The sequence below is a fragment of the Maricaulis sp. genome, from assembly GCF_017642925.1.
Lineage (GTDB): Bacteria > Pseudomonadota > Alphaproteobacteria > Caulobacterales > Maricaulaceae > Maricaulis.
In genome coordinates, this window is sequence record NZ_JAEPOL010000004.1 from 12532 (window position 1) to 36762 (window position 24231).

Annotated in this window: 22 protein-coding genes; 8 read left to right on the forward strand and 14 right to left on the reverse strand. The window is 65.4% G+C overall.

Translation table 11 applies throughout. The features are described 5' to 3' along the window. Positions 1-49: 49 nt before the first annotated feature. From JJ918_RS04170 to gspG, 3 genes are all read right to left on the reverse strand, one after another. On the reverse strand, positions 50-994 hold the full coding sequence (locus JJ918_RS04170; protein WP_291883678.1) for a sulfotransferase: 945 nt from the start codon (positions 992-994) through the stop codon (positions 50-52). 133 nt (positions 995-1127) lie between these two features. Further along, positions 1128-1520: a prepilin-type N-terminal cleavage/methylation domain-containing protein gene (locus JJ918_RS04175; RefSeq protein WP_291883680.1), complete on the reverse strand. Its 393-nt coding sequence runs from the start codon at positions 1518-1520 to the stop codon at positions 1128-1130. Positions 1521-1532: 12 nt separating this feature from the next. After that, positions 1533-1988, reverse strand: a complete 456-nt coding sequence (gspG, locus tag JJ918_RS04180; protein WP_291883683.1) for a type II secretion system major pseudopilin GspG — start codon at positions 1986-1988, stop codon at positions 1533-1535. Positions 1989-2056: 68 nt separating this feature from the next. Here gspG and JJ918_RS04185 point away from each other — a divergent pair, with 68 nt between their 5' ends. Further along, the gene (locus JJ918_RS04185; protein ID WP_291883686.1) at positions 2057-2770 is read left to right on the forward strand and encodes a class I SAM-dependent methyltransferase; all 714 of its coding nucleotides are present in this window, start codon (positions 2057-2059) and stop codon (positions 2768-2770) included. Between the two features lie 12 nt (positions 2771-2782). On the opposite strand, the gene JJ918_RS04190 is transcribed toward JJ918_RS04185, so the two are convergent. The 6 genes from JJ918_RS04190 to JJ918_RS04215 all read right to left on the reverse strand — a co-directional run bounded on the left by JJ918_RS04190 (position 2783) and on the right by JJ918_RS04215 (position 9887). Beyond that, a complete protein-coding gene (locus JJ918_RS04190) occupies positions 2783-3982 on the reverse strand; it encodes a type II secretion system F family protein (protein ID WP_291883689.1) in 1200 nt (399 codons plus the stop codon). Between the two features lie 21 nt (positions 3983-4003). Next, a complete protein-coding gene (locus JJ918_RS04195) occupies positions 4004-4696 on the reverse strand; it encodes a class I SAM-dependent methyltransferase (RefSeq protein WP_291883692.1) in 693 nt (230 codons plus the stop codon). After that, positions 4693-5622, reverse strand: a complete 930-nt coding sequence (locus JJ918_RS04200; RefSeq protein ID WP_291883695.1) for a glycosyltransferase — start codon at positions 5620-5622, stop codon at positions 4693-4695. Before JJ918_RS04200 ends, JJ918_RS04195 begins: the two co-directional genes overlap by 4 nt. Next, positions 5612-6340 (reverse strand): sulfotransferase, encoded by a 729-nt coding sequence (locus JJ918_RS04205; RefSeq protein WP_291883696.1) that lies wholly within the window; start codon positions 6338-6340, stop codon positions 5612-5614. The genes JJ918_RS04200 and JJ918_RS04205 overlap by 11 nt, the downstream gene beginning before the upstream one ends. After that, positions 6333-8267, reverse strand: coding sequence for a type II/IV secretion system protein (locus JJ918_RS04210; RefSeq protein ID WP_291883699.1), 1935 nt, complete (start codon positions 8265-8267; stop codon positions 6333-6335). Before JJ918_RS04210 ends, JJ918_RS04205 begins: the two co-directional genes overlap by 8 nt. A 198-nt stretch (positions 8268-8465) precedes the next feature. Further along, positions 8466-9887, reverse strand: a complete 1422-nt coding sequence (locus tag JJ918_RS04215) for a hypothetical protein (RefSeq protein WP_291883700.1) — start codon at positions 9885-9887, stop codon at positions 8466-8468. A 440-nt stretch (positions 9888-10327) separates the two neighbouring features. On the opposite strand from JJ918_RS04215, the gene JJ918_RS04220 reads away from it, so the two are divergent. The 4 genes from JJ918_RS04220 to rfbD are packed head-to-tail and all read left to right on the forward strand — an operon-like array spanning position 10328 to position 15085. Beyond that, positions 10328-12556: a sulfotransferase gene (locus JJ918_RS04220; protein ID WP_291883703.1), complete on the forward strand. Its 2229-nt coding sequence runs from the start codon at positions 10328-10330 to the stop codon at positions 12554-12556. Positions 12557-12579: 23 nt separating this feature from the next. After that, entirely contained in the window at positions 12580-13161 is a 582-nt protein-coding gene (gene rfbC / locus JJ918_RS04225) for a dTDP-4-dehydrorhamnose 3,5-epimerase (RefSeq protein WP_291883705.1), read from the forward strand. Further along, positions 13158-14210 carry a dTDP-glucose 4,6-dehydratase gene (rfbB, locus tag JJ918_RS04230; RefSeq protein ID WP_291883706.1) on the forward strand — a complete coding sequence of 351 codons (1053 nt, stop codon included), beginning with the start codon at positions 13158-13160 and terminating at the stop codon, positions 14208-14210. The genes rfbC and rfbB overlap by 4 nt, the downstream gene beginning before the upstream one ends. Next, positions 14207-15085: a dTDP-4-dehydrorhamnose reductase gene (gene rfbD / locus JJ918_RS04235; protein ID WP_291883707.1), complete on the forward strand. Its 879-nt coding sequence runs from the start codon at positions 14207-14209 to the stop codon at positions 15083-15085. Before rfbB ends, rfbD begins: the two co-directional genes overlap by 4 nt. On the opposite strand, the gene JJ918_RS04240 is transcribed toward rfbD, so the two are convergent. The 3 genes from JJ918_RS04240 to glmM all read right to left on the reverse strand — a co-directional run bounded on the left by JJ918_RS04240 (position 15082) and on the right by glmM (position 19380). Continuing rightward, the gene (locus JJ918_RS04240) at positions 15082-16602 is read right to left on the reverse strand and encodes a phosphomannomutase/phosphoglucomutase (protein ID WP_291883709.1); all 1521 of its coding nucleotides are present in this window, start codon (positions 16600-16602) and stop codon (positions 15082-15084) included. The two genes, rfbD and JJ918_RS04240, sit on opposite strands and share 4 nt — an antisense overlap. Positions 16603-16631: 29 nt before the next feature. Beyond that, a complete protein-coding gene (locus JJ918_RS04245; RefSeq protein ID WP_291883712.1) occupies positions 16632-17942 on the reverse strand; it encodes a UDP-glucose/GDP-mannose dehydrogenase family protein in 1311 nt (436 codons plus the stop codon). Between the two features lie 91 nt (positions 17943-18033). Further along, entirely contained in the window at positions 18034-19380 is a 1347-nt protein-coding gene (glmM, locus tag JJ918_RS04250; protein WP_291883713.1) for a phosphoglucosamine mutase, read from the reverse strand. Positions 19381-19519: 139 nt separating this feature from the next. Between glmM and galU the strand changes: the two genes are divergently transcribed. Further along, on the forward strand, positions 19520-20380 hold the full coding sequence (gene galU / locus JJ918_RS04255; RefSeq protein ID WP_291883715.1) for a UTP--glucose-1-phosphate uridylyltransferase GalU: 861 nt from the start codon (positions 19520-19522) through the stop codon (positions 20378-20380). Between the two features lie 7 nt (positions 20381-20387). On the opposite strand, the gene JJ918_RS04260 is transcribed toward galU, so the two are convergent. After that, on the reverse strand, positions 20388-21362 hold the full coding sequence (locus JJ918_RS04260; RefSeq protein ID WP_291883716.1) for an NAD-dependent epimerase/dehydratase family protein: 975 nt from the start codon (positions 21360-21362) through the stop codon (positions 20388-20390). Positions 21363-21450: 88 nt separating this feature from the next. Next, positions 21451-22419, reverse strand: coding sequence for an SIS domain-containing protein (locus JJ918_RS04265; RefSeq protein WP_291883718.1), 969 nt, complete (start codon positions 22417-22419; stop codon positions 21451-21453). A 403-nt stretch (positions 22420-22822) separates the two neighbouring features. Between JJ918_RS04265 and gpmA the strand changes: the two genes are divergently transcribed. Next, a complete protein-coding gene (gene gpmA, locus JJ918_RS04270) occupies positions 22823-23548 on the forward strand; it encodes a 2,3-diphosphoglycerate-dependent phosphoglycerate mutase (protein ID WP_291883720.1) in 726 nt (241 codons plus the stop codon). 2 nt (positions 23549-23550) lie between these two features. Continuing rightward, positions 23551-24204 carry a bifunctional diaminohydroxyphosphoribosylaminopyrimidine deaminase/5-amino-6-(5-phosphoribosylamino)uracil reductase RibD gene (gene ribD / locus JJ918_RS04275; RefSeq protein WP_291883722.1) on the forward strand — a complete coding sequence of 218 codons (654 nt, stop codon included), beginning with the start codon at positions 23551-23553 and terminating at the stop codon, positions 24202-24204. Positions 24205-24231 lie beyond the last annotated feature (27 nt).

Sequence of the window (24231 nt, forward strand, 5' to 3'; positions counted from 1 at the left end):
CAGGCTGTAGCCTGCGTCCTGGTTATTGCCACGCCCCCCTGTCAGCCGACTAACCCCCGATAAGCGTCCGATCATCCGCGAGACTCATGAACATGCTGTGCAGCTCTTCCCAGGCGGCCTCATCACCTCCCGGAAGCGGCCGCTGTGCAGCCTGGATCTCATCATAGAGTGCCCGCGCCTCCGCATAAAGCGGCTCGCCTTCAAGCTCGGGCAGGATCGTGTCGGCCTCGGCATGGGTGCGTGACGAATTCAGCCGGTCGGCCAGCGGCGCCATGCAATCGGCGCAGTGCGGCTCTCCGAGGAAATCGGCGATATCGTCGAGAAGCGTCTGCGGTTCAGCTTCCAGGCGGGCGAAATCGACCAGTTTCACACGTGCAGAACCCAGAGCCCGCTCGGCCGCCCAGGCTGTACGCGTATGGTGCAGCCACACAGTCAGCGCTTCGGCGGCCGCTTCAACCGGCTCGGCCCCGACGCGATCGAACTTGGCCAGCGAGGCCACGACGGCGTGCGGCGCGCGCAGATGGTGCAGGAAACGGGCGCCGGGAAACATCGGCGCGAGGGCCCAGATGTAGAAGGTGTTCAGCGGCGTACCGTCGACCCAGTGCTGCTTGGTGTCCGTCTTCCGGCGTTTGATGAACAGCGCGTGCTTGTCGAGCTGGCTCGCCCTGGGGACACCCGACTGGCCATAAAGGTCAAGACAACGGCGGCGGAAGGCATCCTGCACGACGGTATCGATGAACCGGCCATGATGCGCGAAGAAGTCCTCGACCGGGTAGTCGACATTGGACAAGTGCGAGCGCTTGCCGCGGTCCGACCCGGATTTGAAGGCCTGATAGGCCCCGACGCACGACGCCGCAATCCAGGCCGTTTCCGGCATGGGCTGGATGTTGGGATGCTGCCCCAGGGCCCACGTCATGACCGACGTGCCGGACCGGGGCGCACCGATGATGAAGATTGGCCGGACGGCGTCGGACGGTGAACCCTCGGAACCCATGGGCGGTATATCCTCATAAATGCAGACCGGCTTTCTAGGGGGATCGCCGGGCGCGCGCAATTGCAGCAATGAGAAAAGGACGCAACAGGTTCCGGGCGTCGCGCAGCAGCCGCAGACTTGCCTCTGGCACGTCTCAGGCGATCCGCTGATCGAGCGAGCAAGTGCGCCGGGCCAGCGAGAACACGTATTCGCGGCCGCGCGGTGTGGTCACCTGCAGCCGTCCGCCATTGCAGACGCCCGCGGGAGAGAATGTCACCGCCTCGTCGACGAGAATATACCAGCCGACCGGGAGTTCGGCGGCCAGCGCCGCCTCGGCCTCGCCGGCATCGATGATGCGTGCATCGATCTGGCTGGCGGCCCGCAGATCGGTGAGACCGATATCGATACTGCGCAGCACGCTTTGCACGCGCTGCTGCTCGATCATGCGGATAAGAGCCGGGGTGGAAACGGTCAGCGCAACCGCGACGATCGCCACCACCACCACGACTTCGAGCATGGTATAGCCTGCGCGGAGATATCCGGGCATGGCCAGGCCCCGCTAGATGCCGATATCGGCGTCGAGACCGCTGCCGCCTTCGGCATTGTCGGCGCCCAGGCTGTATACTTGGCCACGGTCGGACTGCCCCTCGGCGGCACGATAGCGATAGGGGTTGCCCCAGGGGTCGGTCGGAAGATCCTCGTCCAGATACGGGCCCTGCCACATCGCCGAGACCGAGGGGTTCGGCGTGCTCAGAAGGGCGAGGCCTTCTTCATTGGTCGGATACCGGCCGATATCGAGCCGCATGGAATCCAGCGCCGTCTCCAGCATGTCGATCTGGGTCTCCGCGGAGGTCACGCGAGCACGGTCGAGCTGGCCGAACAGGCGCGGCGCCACCAGGGTGGCGAGCACTGCAATGATCGCCACGGCGACCAGGATTTCCATCAGGGAGTAGCCAGGCCGGGCAACCGAAAACCGCTCGCCGGCCGTTTTGAAGACAGCTTTAAGTCTGGACATCAACGCACATTCCGTTTTCAAACTCGGCCTTCAAGTCTAGCACGCCCGTTTTTGACAAGCGAGATTCCATGCCACGTCACCTGTCGCCGGAAGAAGCCGAGGAGCTCAAGCCGGGCTCGGACAATTACCGCGCCTATGTCGGCCCGCCCCGCCGCTTCGGCCTGCTCACCCTGTCGCAGATGTCGCTGCTCGCAGCTCTGGGCCTGGAAGAAACCGATTATGTGCTCGACTTCGGCTGCGGCTCGCTGCGCCTGGGCCGATCGCTCATCCCCTTCCTGCGCGAAGGCCGCTATTTCGGCGTCGACCCCAATCTCTGGCTGATCGATGACGGGTTCAAATACGAGACGGGCGAGGATCTCAAGGCGCTCAAATCGCCGCAATTCTCCGGTTCCGACGCCTTCGACTGCACCGTGTTCGACCGCGAATTCGACTTCATCATGGCCCAGTCGATCATCACCCATGCCGGCGCCGACAATACCCGCAAGCTGATCGAGAGTGCTGGCCGTGCCATGAAGCAGGACGGCATACTCATGCTGTCCTATCTCAAGGGCGAAGCGGGTACGCCACTGCCGGAGGAGCCCTGGACCTATCCGTTCAACGTGCCCTATCCGGAAAGCTGGCTGCAACAGACGTGCGCGGATGCCGGCCTGGTCTGGCGCGAGCTGGACTGGCACCATGCCGGTGCGACCTGGGCTGCTGTCGTGCGTGACGAACGCCGGCTGCCGCTGAACGATCACAAGCTGGGCTATCGCGGTGTCGCCGCACCGCGCTGGCGGGCCTGATAGGCACCACCGCTAGAGCGCGATGTCGTAGAGGCTGGTCATTGCCATCACCAGGCTGACAACGATCGCGCCGACCACCGCGGCAATGAACAGGACGGCCAGCGGCTCGGCCAGCGAGGTCAGCCGCTTGGCCCGGTCCTTGGTCTCGGTCTCGTACATCTCGGCGACAAAGAGCAGCATTTCGTCCAGCGAGGCGGCCGCCCGGCCGGTCTTCACCAGATTGATCGTCATCGAATCGAAATCGGTATAGGCGCGCAGCGCATCCTCGATCGGCTCGCCCGAGCGGATCGCCCGGCGCACTTCCGCGAGGGCCTGCTGCCAGCGCACCGACGTCAGCGAAGCCTCCGCCAGCGCAAGCGCTTCCAGCAAGGGCGCACCGCCTGACAGCGCCGTCCCGGAAATCCGCGCCCAGCGCGCAATCTCGCTGGCCTTCAGGAAAGAGCCGATCACCGGCATGCGGAACAGGAATTCGCGCAGCCCGGTACGGAAGCCGGCATTCTGCGAGAGCATGTAACCGCCGCCGATCAGCCCGGCCAGGCCGATCCCGGCCTCGACCATATGGGCGCGCAGCCAGACGCCGGTCTCGATCACCACGCGCGAGAAGCCGGGCAGTTGCGACCGGTCATCACCCAGCAGCGTGGCGAAGCGCGGCACCACGAAGAGGAAGATGAACAGCACGGCGACAACGCCCATCACCGCGAGGAAGGACGGGTAGGCCAGCGCATTGCGCACCTCGGCGGCCGCGCGCAGATCCTGTTCCATCTGGCCGGCAATATCGTTCAGCGCGCGCGGCAGATCGCCGGTCGCCTCGCCCAGCTCGACCAGGCGCGGCACATAGTCGGGAAAGCCGCGCAGTGACTGCTTCATCGCCACTGAAAGCCGCGTCCCCGAGCGCAGGGCGCGGCGGATCTCGTCCGCCGTCTCGGCCAGTTCGCGGCAGGGCTCGTCGCCGCCGATCGTCTCGAAGGCCGACAGGAGCGGACTGCCCGCGCGCAGCAGCATGGCGAGCTGGCGCATGAAACGGAAGCGGTCCTGCGGCCTTGCCTTGTTGCGGTCGTAACGCCGGTCGGCCAGCCGTGCCTCGCGGATCTGGAAGGCGGAGATCGACTGGGCTTCGAGCTGGCGCAGCGCATCAACCTCATCGGCCGCCGAGATGCGGCCCTCGACTTCACCGCTGCCGGCTTTCAGTCCCTTGTAGATGAAGGTTGCCATGGACCGCCGCTCCTTGAGGACCTAGCGCCGCGTGAACAGGGCCATGCGCTGGTCGCGCGGATGGCCCCATTCGCCGATGATGGTGAGGTCCCAGCCCTCCGGTGTCGCTGCAGACAGCGCATCGTGGCGGATATCGAACGGGTCACGGTCGTGCCAGGTCGCGATACCGCCCGGCTCGTGAATCACCGGATCGCCGTCCGGGCAGTCGTCGGGCCGGTGGAAATAGGTGATGTAGACCCGCCCGCCCGGCACGAAGTGCGGCGCGATGGCGGAAAGACAATCGGTCAGCTGGCCCAGCGGCAAATGGGTAAAGACCGATTGGGCCAGGCCGAAATCGAAATGCACGCCGAAGGGCGAGACGTCCCAGTCCGCCGTCGCGTGCAGATGATTGGGCGGCAGTTTCGAGCCAAGGCCCGCGGGCAGGATCTCGCGTTCATAGCCGGCATCGAGAAGATCGCGGCTGATATCGATGCCGTAATAGCGATCCGCATCGAGATAACGGGTCAGCGGCACGCCGGCGCGCAGCGATCCGCAGCCGATATCGACCAGCCGGTGATGCGGCTTCAGCCCCTGCCCCACCAGGAAGTCATGCTGCAGCGAACCCAGCTCGTCCCACATGCCGCCGATCACATCGCGGTGCTCGCCGACCTCGACGCGCCGGCGCACGAGATCGAGATTGTGGTATTTGGTGATGAAGTCGGTCTCGCGGGTCATTCCGGCCGCTCTCCCCCGGCGAAAGTCTGCACGTCGGCCACGGCGGACGGGCCCAGATCCCCGAACAGCAATGGTGCACGCTGGGGCACAGCATAGTCCATTTGCCGGATCTGTCGGTACTGGTCCGCATAGATGTCCCAGGTGGTGCGCCCGTCCGGCGCGGCGGGTTTCCCGACACCCTTCGCAGTCGTCACGCCGCCATGATGCTGGTGGAAGGTCCCCTCGCCGACCAGCAGGACATAGAGCGCGTCGGGATGCTCGACGGCGCGGCGGAAGAAGTCGTGGTTCACGATACCGCCGCCGGGAATGTCGAATCGCTCGTCATAGCCCCCGATCGCCTTGTAGAAGGCTTTCGAGACGATGATCGCATTGCTCTCGGCGATCGGAGCCAGCCAGCCCTTGCGCGCCGACAGGCCCAGACAACCGATCTCGAACAGGCGATGCCCGTCCTGCGGCCAGCCGATCGAGTCGAGCAGCGCGTCTTCGGTGGCCGCGTCATAGCCCTGCTTCACCGCCTCCTGCTGCACGATATGGCCAAGGTGATAGCCCATCGTCGCGATCACCGGGCAGTCCGACAGGCGCGCCGCCAGCATCGCCTTGCGCAGGATGCCGGGCGTCGCGATACGGGCACCGTCGATCACCGGGCAGACCCATTTGCCGCGCGCCTTGGCCACCCCGAGATTGAGGGCGTAGGCTGGCGAGCCCGGCGCATTCTCGATGTTGAAATAGCGCACATTGGCCGGCCATCCGGCGCGCACCGCTTCGGGAACAGGCCGGCTCGACCCGTTCTCCATCACCAGGATCTCGATATCGCCCGGCGCCATCTCCTGCTGATAGGGCGCGAGGAAGGACTGCACCGTGCGCGGCACTTCGCGCGGCATGTCGTAGGCGACAATGATGACGGAGATGCGCGGCCTAGACAGCATGGCGTTCGAGCTCCTGCCAGATGTCCTCCACCCCGGCCGGCACCGGGCGCGATGCCGCCTGGTGCTTCAGTGCCCGGTCGAAGAACCGACCGGCGGCCTCGGGACGGGGCAATCCCAGATCGCGGGCAATCGCCGTGACCTTCTCCACATAGAGGCCGCCATCGATGTCATAGCGCACGATCGGGAAATCATGCCGCCGCCGCAGGTCGCAGAGCGCGCGGTTATAGGCCGCCCAGAGATCCAGCGCGGCATCGGGATCCATCGGCTGGCCCCAGGCCTTGGCCCGGGTGCACAGCGAGGCGATCACGGCTTCGGGATGCCGGTAGGTGCCGACAAAGCGGGGGCTGAAGCGTGAGAGCCAGCCCTCGATCAGCATGAGGGAGCGCGGATCCTTGCCGCCCCAGGGTGTGTGCGCAGCCGCCGTGGCCGTTGCATCCGTCAGGGCCGCCAGATCGGCCTCGGTCCAGGCGACGGGCGAGGCGGGCGGCCGGTCCCAGGCGGCGTCGTGGCGTTCCAGCAGGGCATCGTGCAGCTGCATGACGGCGAGATTCTCGCGATTGCCGCGCTGATTGTGCGGCGCCTGCGTATTCACCTCGCCCAGATGGAGGCCGGCCGCTTCCAGACAGCCCGCGAGGCAGGAGGTGCCGGAGCGGTGCATGCCGACGACCAGCACGGGGCGATCGTCGCGGATGCCGTGCTTGCCGGCGGTCTCAGGCATGGGCAGCCGAGGCCTGGCCGAGCACACGCAGGATCTCCTCGGTCGAGGTATAGCCCTGCGCCGCCTTGACCAGCCCGTCCTCATACATGGTCAGGAAACCGTCCTTGCGCGCCGCGGCGATGAGGTCGCTCTCGGGCCTGGCTTCATTGATCGCCTGTCGTACGGCATTGGTGAAGCGGGCGACCTCGAACACGGCGACCCGGCCGGAATAGCCGGTGCCGGAACAGTGCGCGCAACCGCGCGCTTCGCGCCAGTGCGGCTGGTTGACGCTGTCGGGCAGGTCGGCCCCGGCACGGCGCACCTCGTCCAGCCGCGCTTCGCCCTGGGCGATTGCGGCCGGGCCGGCCGGTACGCTGCAATGGCCGCACAGGCGGCGCACCAGGCGCTGGCCCATCAGGCCGCGCAGCGAGGCGGAAACCAGAAACGGTTCGACGCCCAGATCGACAAGGCGTTCCACCGCCGACAGGGCGGTATTGGTGTGCAGGGTGGAGAAGACCAGGTGGCCGGTCAGCGCGGCCTGCACGGCGATACCGGCGGTCTCGCCGTCGCGGATCTCGCCGATCATGATCACGTCCGGGTCCTGGCGCAGGATGGCGCGCAGGCCGCGGGCGAAGGTGTAGCCGATATCGGCGCGCGCCTGGACCTGGGTGATCCCGTCCATGTCGTATTCGACCGGGTCCTCGATCGTGATGATCTTGCGCTGGCCGTCATTGACGCCTTCCAGCCCCCGGTAGAGCGTGGTCGACTTGCCCGAGCCGGTCGGGCCCGTCACCAGGATGACGCCATTGCGTTCTTCCAGCAGCGCCTGGAAGGCTTCCATCGACCGGCCTTCCAGCCCCAGCCCCTCAAGGCTGGGCAGGCTCTGCTGCTTGCGCAGGAGACGCAGCACGATGCTCTCGCCCCAGGCGCCCGGCAGGCTGGACACCCGCAGATCGATATCCTGGCCGGCAAAGCGCACCGACTGGCGGCCGTCCTGCGGCAGCCGCCGCTCGGCGATATCCATGCCGGACAGGAGCTTCACCCGCGAGGCGACCGCGTCGAACCGGCTGCGCGGCAATGTGTTCACCGTGCGCAGCACACCGTCGATCCGGAAGCGGATCTGCACATGGCTCTCGAAAGGCTCGATATGAATGTCCGAGGCACCCTGGCGCAGCGCGTCCTCGAACATGCCGTTGACCAGGTCGATGACCGGCGCTTCCTCGGCCATCTCGCGCAGACGGTGAAGATCGTCGGCATCGTCGGCGCTGGCGACGCGTCCGGACGAGCGCAGCGAGGCGAGCGCACCATCGAGCAGGCGGGTCGGCCCTAGCCACATAACGGCCGGTCCGCGCCAGGCGCGTTCCAGCGCCTCGAGCACCGGCGGATGCAAGGGTGCGCGGGCGAAGACGTTCAGCTGCGGCGGCTCGGCTTCAGGCGAAAATTGCTCGGCGGCATAGGGATCGGCGCTTTCCGACAGCATATTGTCAGCACCCGCTTCCCCCTTCTCCCCGGGGAGACCGTGTCCCGAAGGGACGGATGAGGGGGTATGCCGGCTCTCCCGGCCCGTTGAACGCAGAGAGGTGTCTCCCCCCTCTCCCCGGCCCTCTCCCAAGAGAGAGGGAGCGCTTTCAGCTGCTTGCTCATCCTTGGCTTCGAACCACAGCACGGTGTCGTGTTGCAGGAGCCAATCCGGCGCGAGGCCGAGACGGTCGGCTGCGGCACGGTAGGCGGACGGTTCTTCCGGCAGCACCGCCATGTCCAGGACAGGAAAATCGAGCTGGCGCGACAGGGCCGCGAGAAGCACGTCTTCGGAGAGTGCACCCACGCGCAGCAGGGCCTGGCCGAACAGGCCACCGACCTTTGCCTGGAAGCGCGCCGCGGCCTCGACATCCTCTGCCGTGACATGGCTGTCCTCAAGCAGGATCTCGCCGATACGCCGATTGTCCATGAACGCCCTGCCCTTGCTGCCGGCTACGCCCTCGCCTCAGGGCGGCGAGACTAGACGAGAACGTTGCAAAGAAACAGTGTTCCGCTTCAGCAGGGTCGGCAGGTCTGTCCGGGCAACAGCCGCAGCAGCCGCCGGCGTCCGGACAAAAAGAAAGGGCGGCCGAAGCCGCCCTTTCCCGATTCTCGAAACCGAGACGGATTAGCCGTCCAGGTCCTGGTCGACCGTACCGACCGTCATTTCGGTCAGCGAGCCGTCCGGAGCCGTCACGAAGCGGCGGAAGGTCAGGTTGTCTTCCGTCTGCTCGATCGTGATGCGCAGGTCGGCGCGGCCCGGATCATCAGCCAGCAGGGTGGTGATGGTGCCGGAGGTCATGACCATTTCGCCGCTGGCGGAGAGCGGCGAACCGGTTTCCACGATGCCCGGATCGACGAAGGTGCCGTCCGAAGCCGTCAGCACTTCAACGAAGACGCGAGCGTCGGCGTTGGAGATGTTGCTGATGCGGAACACGTTGTTCGAACCGTTGGCCGCAGCGACGGCCGAGGACGCGAACCACGGAACCACAACGGTGGTGCCTTCGCGAACGACCGAAGCGAGCGTGCCCGTGACGTCGGCTTCGTCGATGAAGGCAGCGCCCAGATCGACAGACACGGCCAGCGAGTAGTCGGACGGGTTGATCACGTCGTCGGCGAGGTTGTCGTCCAGGACGATGTTGGACGGACCAAAGCCACCAGCACCGACTGCCGGACCCAGGTCGGCGGTCGACTCGTCTTCAGCGACGTTGTTGGTGCCTGCTTGACCAGCGATCAGGACATCACCTGCGCCGGGATAGGCCGACACATCGCCAGACAGGGTGGCCGTGATGCCATCAACGTCGGTGGTGCAATTGACGGCAGTGCCGTTGAGGTTGATATCGACACCGACATTACAGTCGAGTTCGACCGTACCGATGAGACCATTGCCGCCTGCACCGTCGAACTGGGTGTAGATCGGGTTGGCGTCCAGATCGGCAATGGTGTCGGTCGGGTTCGCAACGATGGAAACGCTGTAAGCGTCGACCAGGGTGACGAAGCCGAGCGTGGCCGTACCGCCGTCAACCGGCGTGGAACCGGAGTCGGTGACCATGTTGGTGGAGATGCCCAGATCGCCCGCACCGGTCAGATCGATCGGCAGGGAGAAGCCGATGTCATCGCCGGACGCGAAAGAGCCAGCCGACGGACCGGTACCAGGGCCGTCGCAGCCGTCGATGCCGGAAACCAGGAAGGTCACCGACGACGAACCAGCAGCGCCGCCCGTCGAAACGGACGCGCCGGAGGCGCAGGTGGCGTCGATATTGGCCAGTGTAACGGCCTGATCGAACGTACCGTTGGTCAGCGTGACCGTCAGCAGAACGTCGTCGGTCGTGAAGACGCCGGCGGTGTCTTGTTCGATATAGAACTCGAAGTCGCCGTTGTGGGCGCCAGCTGCAAAGTCGAGCTCGGCAGCGAGCGCGACAGTGGCTTCAACTTCGAAGCCCGAGGTGGACGTCGAAGCAAGGCCGGTGTTCGCGGCGACCAGGTCGTAGGCGCTCGCCGAGCCGGCGAGCAGAGCAGCCGAAGCGGCACCTACAAGAAGCTTAGTCATTTTCATTTCTGGGTTCCCCCATCTACAAATTTCTAGCCATGGCTGTTCAGCGCCTATGGCTGCCAGGAATTGCGGACACGAATGAGGCTAGAAACGCAGTCCCAAACGCACCCGCGGAGACGCCCCCTCAGTCACTAGAGCGCCGAACAGGGTGGAGTTAAGTCAGTCGGCGAGCGCAGGTCAAGCCAAAAAGTGGGGCTCGGCACGCCGCCTGCACGGGGATGACGCCCCAAAAGCGCCACATTGTCACCTTCCTGCAACGGTTTGACCGATAATGGTGAAATGCAGCTGTTAAACATGCCGCGTGGTTAATTGCCGCAGAGCCGTGGCGCACGGCCACATCCGGCAGGAGAGGCCCGAAACGCTTTCCGGCAGCCGGGCATGTTTGACGCCTTCCCGGGGGATGGGTATCGAACCTGTGTTCCAGCGGAGTCTACGCAATGGTGTTCGAAATCCCCGGCAAAGCCCAAAAAGCGTCTCAGGCTGCCTTCCTCAAGCAAACCTCGCCAGAGGAGGAGGCTGTCGGCCACATCAAGGCCGGACTTCAACATCTCAGCGGCAACAATCTGAAAGGCGCCATCTCGTCCTTCCGCACCGCGCTCGCCCTCTCACCGCGCAACGCGTTTGCGCTGCACAATCTCGGCGTCGCATTGCTGCACACCAACAATCCGCAAGCCGTCACGGCCTCAGCGACGCTGTTCCAGACGGCCATCCTGTTCCAGCCGAAGAATGAGCAGTTCCGGATCAGCCGCATTACCGCGCTTCACCGGCTGGGCCGAAAGGGCGAGGCTCATCGGGCCGTTCTGGACAGCATTCAGCTGCTGGGGGCAACACCCAAGCTGAATGACGCGCTGGCCCGTTTCAAGCGCGAGAAAATCGAACCGGCCCGTGCGATTGCGCCACTTAAATCCGTACCCAGAGACCGGATGCAACAGCTCGATACGCTGGCCGCCGCGCACAATTTGCAGGAACTTGAGCAGCGCGCGAACCTGCTGACACAGCAGGCCCCCGCCGTCCCTCGCCCCTGGCTGCATCTCTACAACGTCATGATGTCACGGTCGCGTCTGCACGAAGCCGAAGCGTGCATGCATCATATCATGGCGCTGGAGCCCGGTTCGGTCGACATGGTGACAACCCAGGCCAACACCTATCGTGCAATGGGCGAGACCGACGCTGCGCTCTATGCGGTGCGTGCCGGGTTGCGCCGCCTCGGGCCCGATACCCGCCTCTACCGTCGCGGTGCCGAGATGGCGGTTCTTGGCGGAGCATATGCGGACGCCATCCAGTTCGGCCGGGACGGCGTCAAGGCCTTCCCAGAAGACCCCGGTGTCTACACCGGTCTGGGCGGCGCCCTGTCGGCCAGCCGGCGTGACGACGAGGCTCGCGAGGCCTTCATGAAGGCGATCGAACTGGCGCCCGACAGCGAGCATCCCTATCAGGCCGCCCTGTCATTCTTCGACACGCTCAACGATTCCGACGCGATGGAGAGCCTCGTTGCCGAAGCAGAAGCACGCGGCGTGTCCTTGGCCGAGCGGCGCAGCGCCCACGTGATTGCGCGACTGGAAACGCGCCGGAACCGGCACCAGGACGCCTATGACCGTCTTATCCCGCATTATGATCCGAAGGCCTCGGACAACATCAACCGTCACATCGCCATGACCCTCGGCCGGGTCTGCGACAAACTCGGCCGCCATGACGAGGCCTTCCACGCCTTTACACACGGCAACCGCCTGGCAGCCGATTTCGAGCGCGGCCGCGGCGTTGTTCGCGCCGAAGACTATACCCACCGCCTCGATATCTGCAGCGAGTGGCTGGACAGGGTCTCCGAGGACGATTCCATCCATGCCCGTCCCTGGGACGAACCCGCCGATGCACCGGTGATGGGCTTTATCGTCGGCTTCCCGCGATCCGGTACAACACTGCTCGACACCATCCTGCGCTCGCATCCCGATGTCGAAGTGTTCGAGGAAAAACCGCTTCTGGCCCACGTATTCCCCGAGCAGGCCCGCCGCAACGGCCTGCCCTCACAGACCAACCGCCGAGACATGGCTGCAAGTTTTTTTGGCTCCGAGCGAACCATGTTGCGAGACATCTACTTCCAGCAGATGGAATCCCTGTCCGAGTACACGCCCGGCGAAAAGCGGGTGAATATCGACAAGCTGCCGCTCAATCTCGCCTATGCCAACCACCTGAAATACATGTTCCCGAACGGCAAATTCATCTTCGCCCAGCGCGATCCGCTGGATTCGGTCCTGTCATGCTTCATGCAGGACTTCGATCTGAACCCGCCCATGATGCATTTCACGGATATCGTCATGGCGGCGCGGCTCTATGACCGTGTCATGAAGCTCTGGTTCAGGGCCGTGGACATTCTGGGCCTCGACCCGGTCGTCGTTCAGTATGAACGCCTGATCGAGGATCATGAAAGCCAGGTCCGCCCGGTGCTCGATCGTTTGGGCATTCCGTGGGACGAGCGGGTCACGAACTATATCGAAACCGCCCGCAGCCGGGGCCGGATCAACACGCCGAGTGCGACACAGGTCATCCAGCCGCTCTATACTACGTCCCGGGCGCGCTGGCGCCGGTATCGCGAGCATCTCGAGCCTGTCATCCCGATCCTGCAGCCCTGGCGCGAAAAGCTGGGCTATGGACCGATCGATGCCGACTGACACCCTCCAATCACCGGAACACCATGCAGATCGAACGCTTCGACATTGACGGCCCGCTCCTGCTCACCCCGCCCCGCTTCGGCGACGGCCGGGGCTGGTTCTGCGAGCACTGGAATGCCCGGCGGCTGGCCGACAAGGCCGGGCTGGACGTGCGCTTCGTGCAGGACAATCTCTCTTTCACCGCGCGGCCCGGTACGCTGCGGGGCCTGCATTACCAGGCCCCGCCCATGGCACAGGGCAAGCTGGTGTCGGTGGTCACCGGTGCCGTGACCGATATCATTGTCGACATCCGCGAAGGCTCGGCCACATACGGACAGCATCTCGCCGTGGAACTCTCCCGCGAGACGGGGGTTCAGCTGTGGGTACCGCCGGGCTTCCTGCACGGCTTCGTCACCCGCACGCCGGATGTGCACATGCTCTACAAGGTGACCGAATACTATTCGGCCGAACACGACGGTTCGATCGCCTGGGACGACCCGGATCTGGGCATCGACTGGGGCGTGCAAGACCCGGTGCTGTCTGGTAAGGACGCGCAAGCGCCGCGCCTGGCCGAGCATCAGGCCCGCAATGGCCGTATTTTCCCGCAGGGATGGGAGCAGACATGAGCAAACGCGTACTCGTCACCGGCGGCGCCGGTTTCATCGGATCGGCCCTGTGCCTGCGCCTGGTGGACCAGGGCTGGACGGTCACCAATCTGGACGCGCTGACCTATGCCGCCGCGCCGGCCTCGCTGGCCGCGCTGGACGGGCACGACCGCTATACGCTGGTGAAGGCCGATATCCGCGATGCCGAGGCCGTAAAGGCCGCCTTCGAGACGGCGCGCCCGGATGCCGTGATGCACCTGGCCGCGGAAAGCCATGTCGACCGTTCGATCACCGGCGCCGGTATTTTCGTCGACACCAATGTGATGGGCACGTTCACTCTTCTGGAAGCCGCCCGCGCCTGGCGCGACAGCCTGCCGGCCGACAAGGCCGGCGCCTTCCGCTTCCTGCATGTCTCGACCGACGAGGTGTTCGGCTCGCTCGGCGCCGAAGGCCTGTTCTCCGAGACAACCGCCTATGATCCGTCCTCGCCCTATTCGGCGTCCAAGGCCGCGTCCGACCACCTCGCCCGCGCCTGGGGCCGCACCTACGGGCTGAACATCCTGGTGTCGAACTGCTCGAACAATTACGGGCCGCGGCAATTCCCGGAGAAGCTGATCCCGCTGATGATCCTCAACGCGCTCGCCGGCAAGGACCTGCCGGTCTATGGCGACGGATCGAATGTGCGCGACTGGCTGTTCGTCGACGATCACGCCCGCGCCCTCATCGACATTGTCGAGCGTGGCCGCGCCGGCGAGACCTATTGCATCGGCGGCAATGCCGAGCGTACCAATCTGGATGTGGTGCAGGCGATCTGCGACATTGTCGACGACCGCCGCCCCGGCGGTGCGGCGCGCCGCGAGCTGATCCGCTTCGTCACCGACCGCCCGGGCCATGACGCCCGCTACGCCATCGACAGCACCAAGCTGCAGGACGAGCTGGGCTGGTCGCCTTCGCTCGATTTCGAGACCGGGCTGGCGCAGACTGTCGACTGGTATCTGGACCATGAAGCCTGGTGGCGGCAGATCCAGGACGGCGTCTACCGCCAGGAACGCCTCGGCCTGCCGGCATGACGCAGACGCCGCGCCCTGTCCTGGTGATCGGTGCCAGCGGCCAGCTGGCGCGCGCACTGGCCGGGGCTGGCGGCGGCGATGTCGTGACAGCGGGGCGCGACCGGTTCGATGCGCTGACCGGCGATGCCGGCGCCCTGTTCGACGAGATCGCGCCGCGGGCCGTGATCAATGCCTCGGCCTGGACCGATGTGAACGGTGCGGAGACCGCGCGCGACGGCGCCATGGCGCTGAACTGCGAGGCTGTCGCCCGCCTGGGCGCCGCCGCAGCCGAACGCGAACTGCCCTTCTTCCACATCTCCACCGACTATGTCTTCGACGGCAAGGCGCCCGCCCCGCTCGACGAGACGGCGACCACCCGGCCGCTCAACGTCTATGGCGAAAGCAAGCTGGCCGGCGAACGTGCGCTGGCCGAAGCCCATCCGGACGCGGTGACGCTGCGTGTGGCCTGGCTGTTCGACGCAGAGGGCGGGTCTTTCCTGAAGGCGATTCTCGGCCGCCTCGAACAGGGTCAGCCGGTGAAGATCGTCGCCGACCAGTATTCCGCTCCCACCTGGGCCGGCGATCTGGCGCGCGATCTTCTGAAACTGTCGCACGAGCACCCGTCAGCGCATGAAGGTACGGCCGGCGTGTTCCATTATTGCGGCGGACGGCACGTCAACTGGGCCGACTTCGCCCGCGCCGCAGCCGCCCTGGCCGGCGACCGCCTGCCCGCACCTGCGGATATCACTGAGATTGCCTCGACCGACTGGCCGCAACCGGCCGAACGCCCGCTCGATACGCGGCTCGACGCCTCGCGTCTCCAGCGCGTCTGGCACATCGAGCCGGGTGACTGGCAAGCCGGCCTGCGCGCCGTGATCGACGCACGCTACAGCTAGAGCTTCTGGTCGAAGGCACCGACTTCCGGGAAATTCGCCAGCACGCCTTCGATCTCGGTGAAGATCGCCGCTACATCCTCTTTTGAGTTCGGGCTTTCGATCACCACAACCAGGTTCGGCGTGTTCGACGAGGCGCGCACCAGGCCCCAGGCCCCATCGGCCAGCGAGAAACGCACGCCGTTGACGGTGTTGATGTCGGCGATCGCACGCCCGGCCACCTGCTCGCCGGCCGCCTTCTTGTCCTCGAAGACTTTCACGATGCGTTCGACGACATCGTATTTCTTCTCGTCATCGCAGGCCGGCGACATGGTCGGCGAGCCATAGCTGACCGGCAGTGCGCGGCGCAGGTCGGCCATCGACTTGTCCGGATTGCGGTCGAGCATCTGCAGCACGGCGCGCGCTGCCACCAGACCATCATCGTAACCGCGGCCGATCGGCGGCTGCAGGAAGAAGTGTCCGGACTTCTCGAACCCGGCCAGCGCGCCCAGCTCCTTCGAGCGGCGCTTGATGTAGGAGTGGCCGGTCTTGAAATAGTCGGTCTTGCAGCCGTGTTCCTTGAGCACCGGATCGATGGTGAACAGGCCGGTCGACTTCACATCCACCACAAAGGTCGAGCCGGGATGCAGCGGCGCCAGATCGCGGGCCAGCATCAGACCGATCTTGTCGGCGAAAATCTCCTCGCCCTCATTGTCGATCACGCCGCAGCGGTCGCCATCGCCGTCAAACCCCAGACCGACATCGGCGCCATGCTCGAGCACCGCATCGCGCATGGCGTGCAGCATCTTCATGTCTTCCGGATTGGGATTGTAGCGCGGGAAAGTGTGATCGAGCTCGCAATCCATCTCGATCACCTCGGCGCCCATCGCGCGCAGGGCCTGCGGCGCGAAGGCCCCGGCCGTACCATTGCCGCAGGCGGCAACCACCTTGATCGGACGGCTCAGCGAGACACCCTCGGCAACATCGGCCAGATAGCGCTCGGCGATACCGGCCTGGCGGACATAGCCGCCGCCATCGCGCGTCTTCGTATCCCCGTTGAGCACGATTTCCTTGAGCCGGCTCATCTCGTCCGGCCCGAAGGTCAGCGGACGCTGGGCGCCCATCTTCACACCGGTCCAGCCGTTGGAATTATGGCTCGCCGTGACCATCGCCACGCAGGGAATATCCAGATCGAACTGGGCGAAATAGGCCACCGGCGACAGCGCCAGACCAATATCGTTCACCTCGACCCCGGCCGCCATCAGGCCGACTTCCAGCGCCTGCTTCACGCTCAATGAATAGGAGCGGAAATCATGGCCGACAACGATCTTCGGCTCCACGCCCAGCTCGTGGATCAGCGTGCCCAGCCCCATCCCCAGCGCCTGAACGCCGTAGAGATTGAGGTCGGGTGCCTGGTCGGACCCGGGATGGCCAAACCACCAGCGCGCATCGTATTCGCGAAAGCCCGTCGGCTTGATCAGGGCTTCATTCTCGAAAGCCCAGCTATTGGGCGTCAGCGCGGCGTGCGGCTTGGCGGTCATGATATCTCCCCGGAACAGGTTCGGCGCGGCTAGCCGTGCGGCCGCCCCACGCTGGTGTATTCAAAGCCGGCGTTATGGGCCTGGTCATGCGTGTAGATATTGCGCAGGTCGACTAGGACCGGCGCCTTCATCGTGGACTTCAGGCGGTTCAGGTCCAGCGCGCGGAACTCGTTCCACTCGGTGATGATCACCAGCGCATCCGCCCCCTCAGCACAGAAATACGGCCCGGAGACGAACTCGACGTTCGACAGGAGCTTCTCGGCCTCGACCGTACCGGCCGGATCGAAAGCCCGGATCGTGGCGCCGGCCTTCTGCAGGGCCGGGATGATCTCCAGGCTCGGCGCTTCGCGCATGTCGTCGGTGTTCGGCTTGAAGGTCACGCCCAGCACGGCGATCGTCTTGCCCTTCACATCGCCGCCGCAAGCCGCAACCACCTTGTCGGCCATCGCCCGCTTGCGCGCATCATTGACCTCGACCACGGTCTCGATAAGGCGCAGCGGCGAGCCTGCATCCTGGGCTGTGCGTGTCAGGGCCAGCGTATCCTTCGGGAAGCAGGACCCGCCATAGCCGGGGCCTGCATGCAGAAATTTGCCGCCGATCCGGTTGTCCAGACCCACGCCCTTGGCGACTTCCTGGACATTGGCTCCGACATGCTCGCACAGATCCGCGATCTCGTTGATGAAGGTGATCTTCATCGCCAGGAAGGCGTTGGCGGCATACTTGATCAGTTCCGAGGTCCGCCGCGCGGTGAACACGATCGGCGTCTCGTTCAGGAAGAGCGGGCGGTACAGCTCGCGCATCAGCGTGCGGGCGCGGTCGTCATCCGTGCCGACGACAACGCGGTCCGGCCGTTTGAAATCGTCGATCGCCGCGCCTTCACGCAGGAATTCCGGATTGGAGACGACAGCGAAGTCGGCATCGGGACGCGTCTCGCGGATGATCCGCTCGACCTCGTCACCGGTGCCCACCGGCACCGTCGACTTGGTGACCACGACCGTATAGCCGTCCATCACCTCGGCCACTTCCTTGGCAGCCGCATAGACATAGCTGAGATCGGCATATCCGTCGCCGCGGCGCGACGGCGTGCCGACAGCGATGAAAACCGCATCGGCCGTGCGCACGGCGTCGGTGAGATCCTGGGTGAAGCTCAGACGGCCTTCGCGCACATTGCGCTCGACCAGAAGGTCCAGACCCGGCTCGTAGATCGGGATCCCGCCGGACTTGAGCATCTCGACCTTGGACGCATCCTTGTCGACACACACGACCTCATGTCCGAAGTCGGCGAAACAGGCCCCCGACACCAGTCCGACATAGCCCGTTCCGATCATCGCCACGCGCATGCGCCACTCCTATTCCGATCGGCCCCGGTATCGCCGAGCCTACCCGGCAGCGCAAGGCCCAAGGCCGACGAGGTACAGCATTTTCCGGTCGTCAGCTCACGGCATCCTCGATCGCGGCGCGAATATCGCCAACGACCTGCTGGATCTTCGCTTCATCGCCCTCGGCCATCACCCGGATCACCGGCTCGGTACCGGAGGCGCGCACAAGCACGCGACCATCCTTGCCCAGACGCTTTTCGCCCGCCTCGATTGCCTTTTTGACCGCCTCTGTCTCCAGCGGAGCGATGCCCTTCTTGACGCGGACATTCTCAAGCAGTTGCGGCGCGGGATCGAACACCTTGAGAAGCTCGCTCGCGCGCTTCTTGCTCTCGTTGACGACACGCAGGACTTGCAGCGCCGCAATCAGGCCGTCACCGGTCGGCGCGTGGTCCGGCATCACGATGTGACCGGACGCCTCGCCGCCCAGATTGATGCCGGTTTGCTTCATGCGCTCGGTGACATAGCGGTCACCGACCTTGGTGCGTTCCAGCGAAAGCCCGATCCCGGAGAGATATTGTTCCAGGCCGAGATTGGACATGACCGTGGCGACGATCGCGTCCTGGCTGAGCTCGCCCTGCTCTTTCCAGTGACGAGCCAGCAGACCGAGGATCTGGTCGCCGTCGATCACGCGGCCCTTCTCGTCACACAGGATCAGCCGGTCGCCATCGCCATCCAGTGCGATACCCAGATCGGCGCGGTATTTCACCACTTCCTTGGACAGCCGCGCCGGCGCGGTGGAGCCGCATTCCTCGTTCACATTGAAGCCGTTCGGCTCGACCCCGATCGGAATGATGTCGGCACCCAGCTCCCACAACACATCCGGCGCCACCTTGTAGGCGGCACCATTGGCGCAATCGAGCACCAGGCGGAGACCGGAGAGGCGCTGGGCGCGCGGGAAGGTCGATTTGACGATCTCGATATAGCGCGCCTGTGCGTCGTCGATCCGCTTGGCCCGGCCCAGATCGGCCGGCTTGGCCAGATCGTCGGTCAGGCTGCCATCCATGCGCTTTTCGATCTTCAGCTCGGCCTTGTCGTCCAGCTTGTTGCCGTCCGGGCCGAACAGCTTGATGCCATTGTCATGATAGGGGTTGTGCGAGGCCGTGATCATCACGCCGAGATCGGCCCGCAGCGAGCGGGTCATCAGCGCCACGGCCGGCGTCGGCAGCGGGCCGAACAGGAAGACATCCATGCCGACCGAGGTGAAGCCGGCGACCAGCGCCGACTCGATCATGTAGCCGGACAGGCGGGTATCCTTGCCGATCACCACCGAATGGCGCCCGGAGTGGCGCACGAAATGCTTGCCCGCCGCCATGCCCAGGCGCAGGGCCGTTTCCGCCGTCATCGGGAATGTGTTCGTCAGGCCGCGAACGCCGTCAGTGCCGAAATACTTCTTGCCCATGAGGCCGCCCTCTCTCTGACCCGCCTCCTATATAGGAGGTTATGCCTTACGCGAAGTGAATCGGTGCGCTGGACGGTCCAGCCTCCATGGGCTAGGCGTTGGAACTCGCTCAGGGTTCTGACAGCGTTCGGGGGAAGACATGTCGCCAATTCGCAAAGCCGTTCTGCCGGTCGCAGGCCTGGGAACGCGCGTCCTGCCGGCGACCAAGTCCATCCCCAAGGAAATGCTGCCCGTCTTCGACCGGCCGGCGATCCAGTATGTGGTCGACGAGGCCCGGGCCGCCGGCATCGAGCATTTTGTCTTCGTGACAGGCCGGAACAAGTCGGCCATCGAGGATTATTTCGACAGCGCCTACGAGCTCGAGGACACGCTGCGCGAAAAGAACAAGACCGCCATCCTCCAGGAACTTGAACGCATCCGGCCGGCGCCGGGCTCGATGAGCTTCGTGCGCCAGCAGGCCCCGCTGGGCCTGGGCCACGCCATCGCCTGTGCTCGCGACATTATCGGCCAGGAGCCCTTTGCGATCCTGCTGCCCGACATGCTGGTCAAATCCGCCAAGAGCTGTCTGGCGCAGATGGTCGAGGCCTATGACAGGGTCGGCGGCAATGTCATCGCCGTCGAGCCCTGCGAAGACCCGTCATCCTATGGCGTTATCGATCCGGTCGACCGGTCCGGTCCGCTGATGAAGATGAAGGGCATGGTCGAGAAACCGCCGCGCGAAAGCGCGCCGTCGAACCTCTTCATCACGGGGCGCTATATCCTGCAGCCGGAGATTTTCCCGCTGCTGGAAGACCAGGGTGCCGGCGCCGGCGGCGAGATCCAGCTGACCGACGCCATGGTGCGCCTGATGGACAGCCAGGATTTCCACGCCCTGGAATATGACGGCACGTCCTACGACTGCGGCAGCAAGCTGGGCTATTTCCGCGCCAATCTCGCCTACGCCACATCCGATCCGGAGCATGGCGAAGCCGCCCGCGCCATGCTGAAGGATTTCGGCTAGAGCGTGATCAGGCTGTCCCCTCGCGCCAGTTCCGGTACCAGTCGGCAAAGCGTGGCAGACCGTCTTCCAGACGGGTCGTCGCCTTGTAACCGTAGTCGGCTTCCAGCTTTGCCGTGTCGGCAAAGGTGCGCGTGACGTCGCCGGGCTGCATGGGCAGCATGATCTTTTCGGCCGTCAGCCCGAGCGCGCCCTCCAGCGTCTCGATCATGTCCATCAGCCGCACCGGCGACGAACCGCCGATATTGTAGACGGCATGGCGGCCGCGCGCAGGCGCGTCGGCCAGGATGCGACCGAGCGGTTCGACGATATCGTCGATATAGGTGAAGTCCCGCTCCATATCGCCATTGTTGAAGACCTTGATCGGACGGCCTGACAACATGGCATCGGCGAACAGCCAGTAGGCCATGTCCGGCCGGCCCCAGGGCCCGTAGACCGTGAAAAAGCGCAGCCCCGTCGCCGGAATGCCGTAGAGCGAGCAGTAGGATGCGCTCATCAGCTCGTCGGCGCGCTTGGTGGCGGCGTAGAGCGAGGCCGGCGTTTCCGACGCGTCGGTCTCGGCAAAGGGAACGGCCGAGCGCTCGCCATAGACCGAGCTGGACGAGGCATAGACGAGATGGCTCAGATCGTCGCCCAGCCGCCGCGCCGCCTCCAGGATGGCCAGATGGCCGAGCAGGTTGGAGCGGGCATAGGCGAAGGGATTTTCCAGCGAGTAGCGAACGCCGGCCTGCGCCGCGAGATGCAGGATGCGGTCAGGCTGTTCGCGCTCGACCAGCGCCATCACGGCCGCGTCGTCGGCAAGATCGAGCCGTTCGAAGCGGAATCCCTCATGCCGTTCAAGGCGTGCAAGACGCGCCTGTTTCAGGGCCGGGTCGTAATAGGCGTTCAGATTGTCGAGACCGACCACCCGCTCGCCGGCGGCCAGCAAGGCCTCGCTGGCATGATATCCAATGAAGCCGGCCGCGCCGGTCACCAGGATTGTCAATGAACCTCTCCCCTGCCTGTCCGGCGACAGTGCTAGCGCAATTCGCGAACAGAAACAGTCTTCTTGGAACTTGCAGCCCGGTGCCGTGTCAGCTCAGGCCGACACGCAGCAGGTCGTGCAGGTGCAGGATGCCGACCGGCTTGTGGGCGTCGTCGACAATGAAGAGCTGGGTGATTTTCAGCGAACCGGCCGTCATCTCCCGCAGCGCGTCGGCGGCCAGCGCCTCGCTGCGTCCGGTTTTTGGATTGCGCGTCATGACTTCATGTGCCGGGCGGTCGACCAGGTCATTGCCCATGTGACGGCGCAGATCGCCATCGGTGATGATACCGGCCAGGCGGCCCGTATCGTCCAGCAGGCCGACACAGCCGAAACTCTTGGCCGTCATCTCGATCAGCACTTCGCTCATCGGTGCCACCTGCGGGGCCAGCGGCACGGCATCGCCGGCATGCATGACGTCGGCGACCGATGCGAGCGCCGCGCCCAGCGCACCGCCCGGGTGGAAGGTGCGAAAGTCGGCTGCGGTAAAGCCGCGCGCCTCGAGCAGCGCGACGGCCAGGGCATCGCCCAGCGCCATCATCAACGTCGTCGAGGTGGTCGGCGCCCGCGTCTCGCCACAGGCTTCCGGCGCGTCGGGAACCGCCAGCAGATAGTCCGCCGCCCGGCCCAGCGTGCTGTCGGCCTTCGTGGTCATGGCGACCAGCGGCACACCGAAACGGCGGCAATAGGCGATCAGATCGCCCAGCTCTTTCGTCTCGCCCGATTTCGACAGGGCCAGGACCGCATCCTGCTCGCCGATCATGCCGAGATCGCCATGGCTCGCCTCGGTGGGGTGGACGTAATAGGCAGGCGTGCCGGTCGAGGCCATCGTTGCCGCGATCTTGCGCGCCACATGGCCGGACTTGCCCACGCCGGCGCAGATCACCCGTCCCTTCATCTCCGCGATGCGGTTTACCGTTGCGACGAAGGCCTCGCCGATCGATCCGGCCAGCAGATCCAGCCCGTCCCGTTCGGTTTCAATGACACGGCGGGCCGATGCGGCGGGGTCGAACTCGGGCATGGGATTTCCTCGGGCGAGCGCTGGGCGGACAGGTCAGGTGCGCTCCCATACCAGAACCGCGCACGTCCGGGGAAGAGACGTGCGCGGCCAGAGCGGCGTGGTCGCGTGGTCCATAAGGGGGACGGAGAGGGACCAGGCATTCGTGACGCCGCGATTGTCTACCGGATCAGCAGGCCTTCGCACACGGCTCTGCTGGACTGCAATGACAGGAAACGGCCCGGCAGGGACGACCCCTGAAACGCAAACCCGGAACTACCGGGAGCTTTATACCACAAGGCGCAGGACTTGCCCATGCCCGACTTTGTCCATGACGCCTGCCGCGGGCGCCGCGCCTTGCCCGGGCGCGGCTGGCGGGCTATCGCTGCGCCGGCGCCGCCCGCAGACGCTGCAAGAGGAGACTGACATGCCGCAACTCGCCCTCATCCGGCACGGCCAGAGCGAATGGAATCTGCAGAACCGCTTCACCGGCTGGGTTGATGTCGATCTGACCGATGAAGGCGTCGCCCAGGCCCGCCGCTCCGGCGAGCTTCTGGCGAAGGCGGGCTTCAAACCGCAACGCGCCTATGTCTCGGTGCTGAAACGGGCGATCAGGACGCTGAACTTCACCCTGGAAGGCCTGGACCGGCTGTGGATCCCGGTCGAGAAATCCTGGCGTCTCAACGAGCGGCACTATGGCGCCCTGGCCGGTCTCGACAAGGATGAGACGCGCGAGAAACACGGCGCCGAGCAGGTGAAGATCTGGCGCCGCTCCTTCGACACACCGCCGCCGCCGGTCGCCGAGGATCACGAATTCCACCCGGCCAATGACGAACGCTATGCCGATGTGCCGCGTGAACTCCTGCCGGCCGCAGAGAGCCTCAAGCTGACCCTCGACCGCGTCGAACCCTACTGGACGTCGGAAATCCTGCCGCACCTGAAAAAGGGCGAGACCATCGCCGTCGCCGCCCACGGCAACAGCCTGCGCGCCCTGGTGAAACTGCTGTTCCAGGTCGGCGATGCGGAAATCATGGAGGTCGAGATCCCGACCGGCAATCCGCTGCTGATCGATCTCGACGAGGACGGCACCACCATTCTCGGCGCGCGCTATCTCGACGAGAGCCGCGCCCAGCCCCTGCCGCCCCTTCCCTGATCATGAGCACCGTCGCCGACCGCCGCTTCATGGGCCTCGCCCTGGCACTGGCCCGCGGTCAGCTGGGGCGCACGGCGCCGAACCCGGCCGTCGGCTGTGTCCTGGTGAAGGACGGCCAGATCGTCGCGACCGGCGCCACGGCCGACGACGGACGTCCCCATGCGGAGCGCGTCGCGCTAACCCATGCGGCTGCCATGGCGCACGGATGCACCGCCTATGTCACGCTTGAGCCCTGCGCGCACTACGGCCGCACGCCCCCTTGCGCCCTCGGCCTGATCGAAGCCGGTGTCGCCCGCGTCGTCATCGCCTGCCTCGACCGCTATCACGAAGTCGCCGGACGCGGTGTCGCCATGCTGGAAGCCGCCGGCATCGAGGTTGTCACCGGCCTGGGCGAAGCTGACGCGCAAGCGCTCTACGAGGCTTTCTTCCACCGCCTGGAAGCCGGCCGCCCCCTGCTCTTCGCCGACAGCCGGACTGCCGGTTATGAAACCGGGCTGGACCCGGTCCCGGCCTCCGGACTGGATGCCGCGCTCAAACAGCTGGGAGAGCAGGGCTTTTCCCGCGTCCGCATCGCGCCGGGTACCGAGTTTGCCCGTGACCTGGTCGCCCGCGGCCTTGCACGCGAGGTCGAATACAGCCGCGACACCGTGTATTAACTCTCCCGCGCTAGCGTGGTTCTCTGG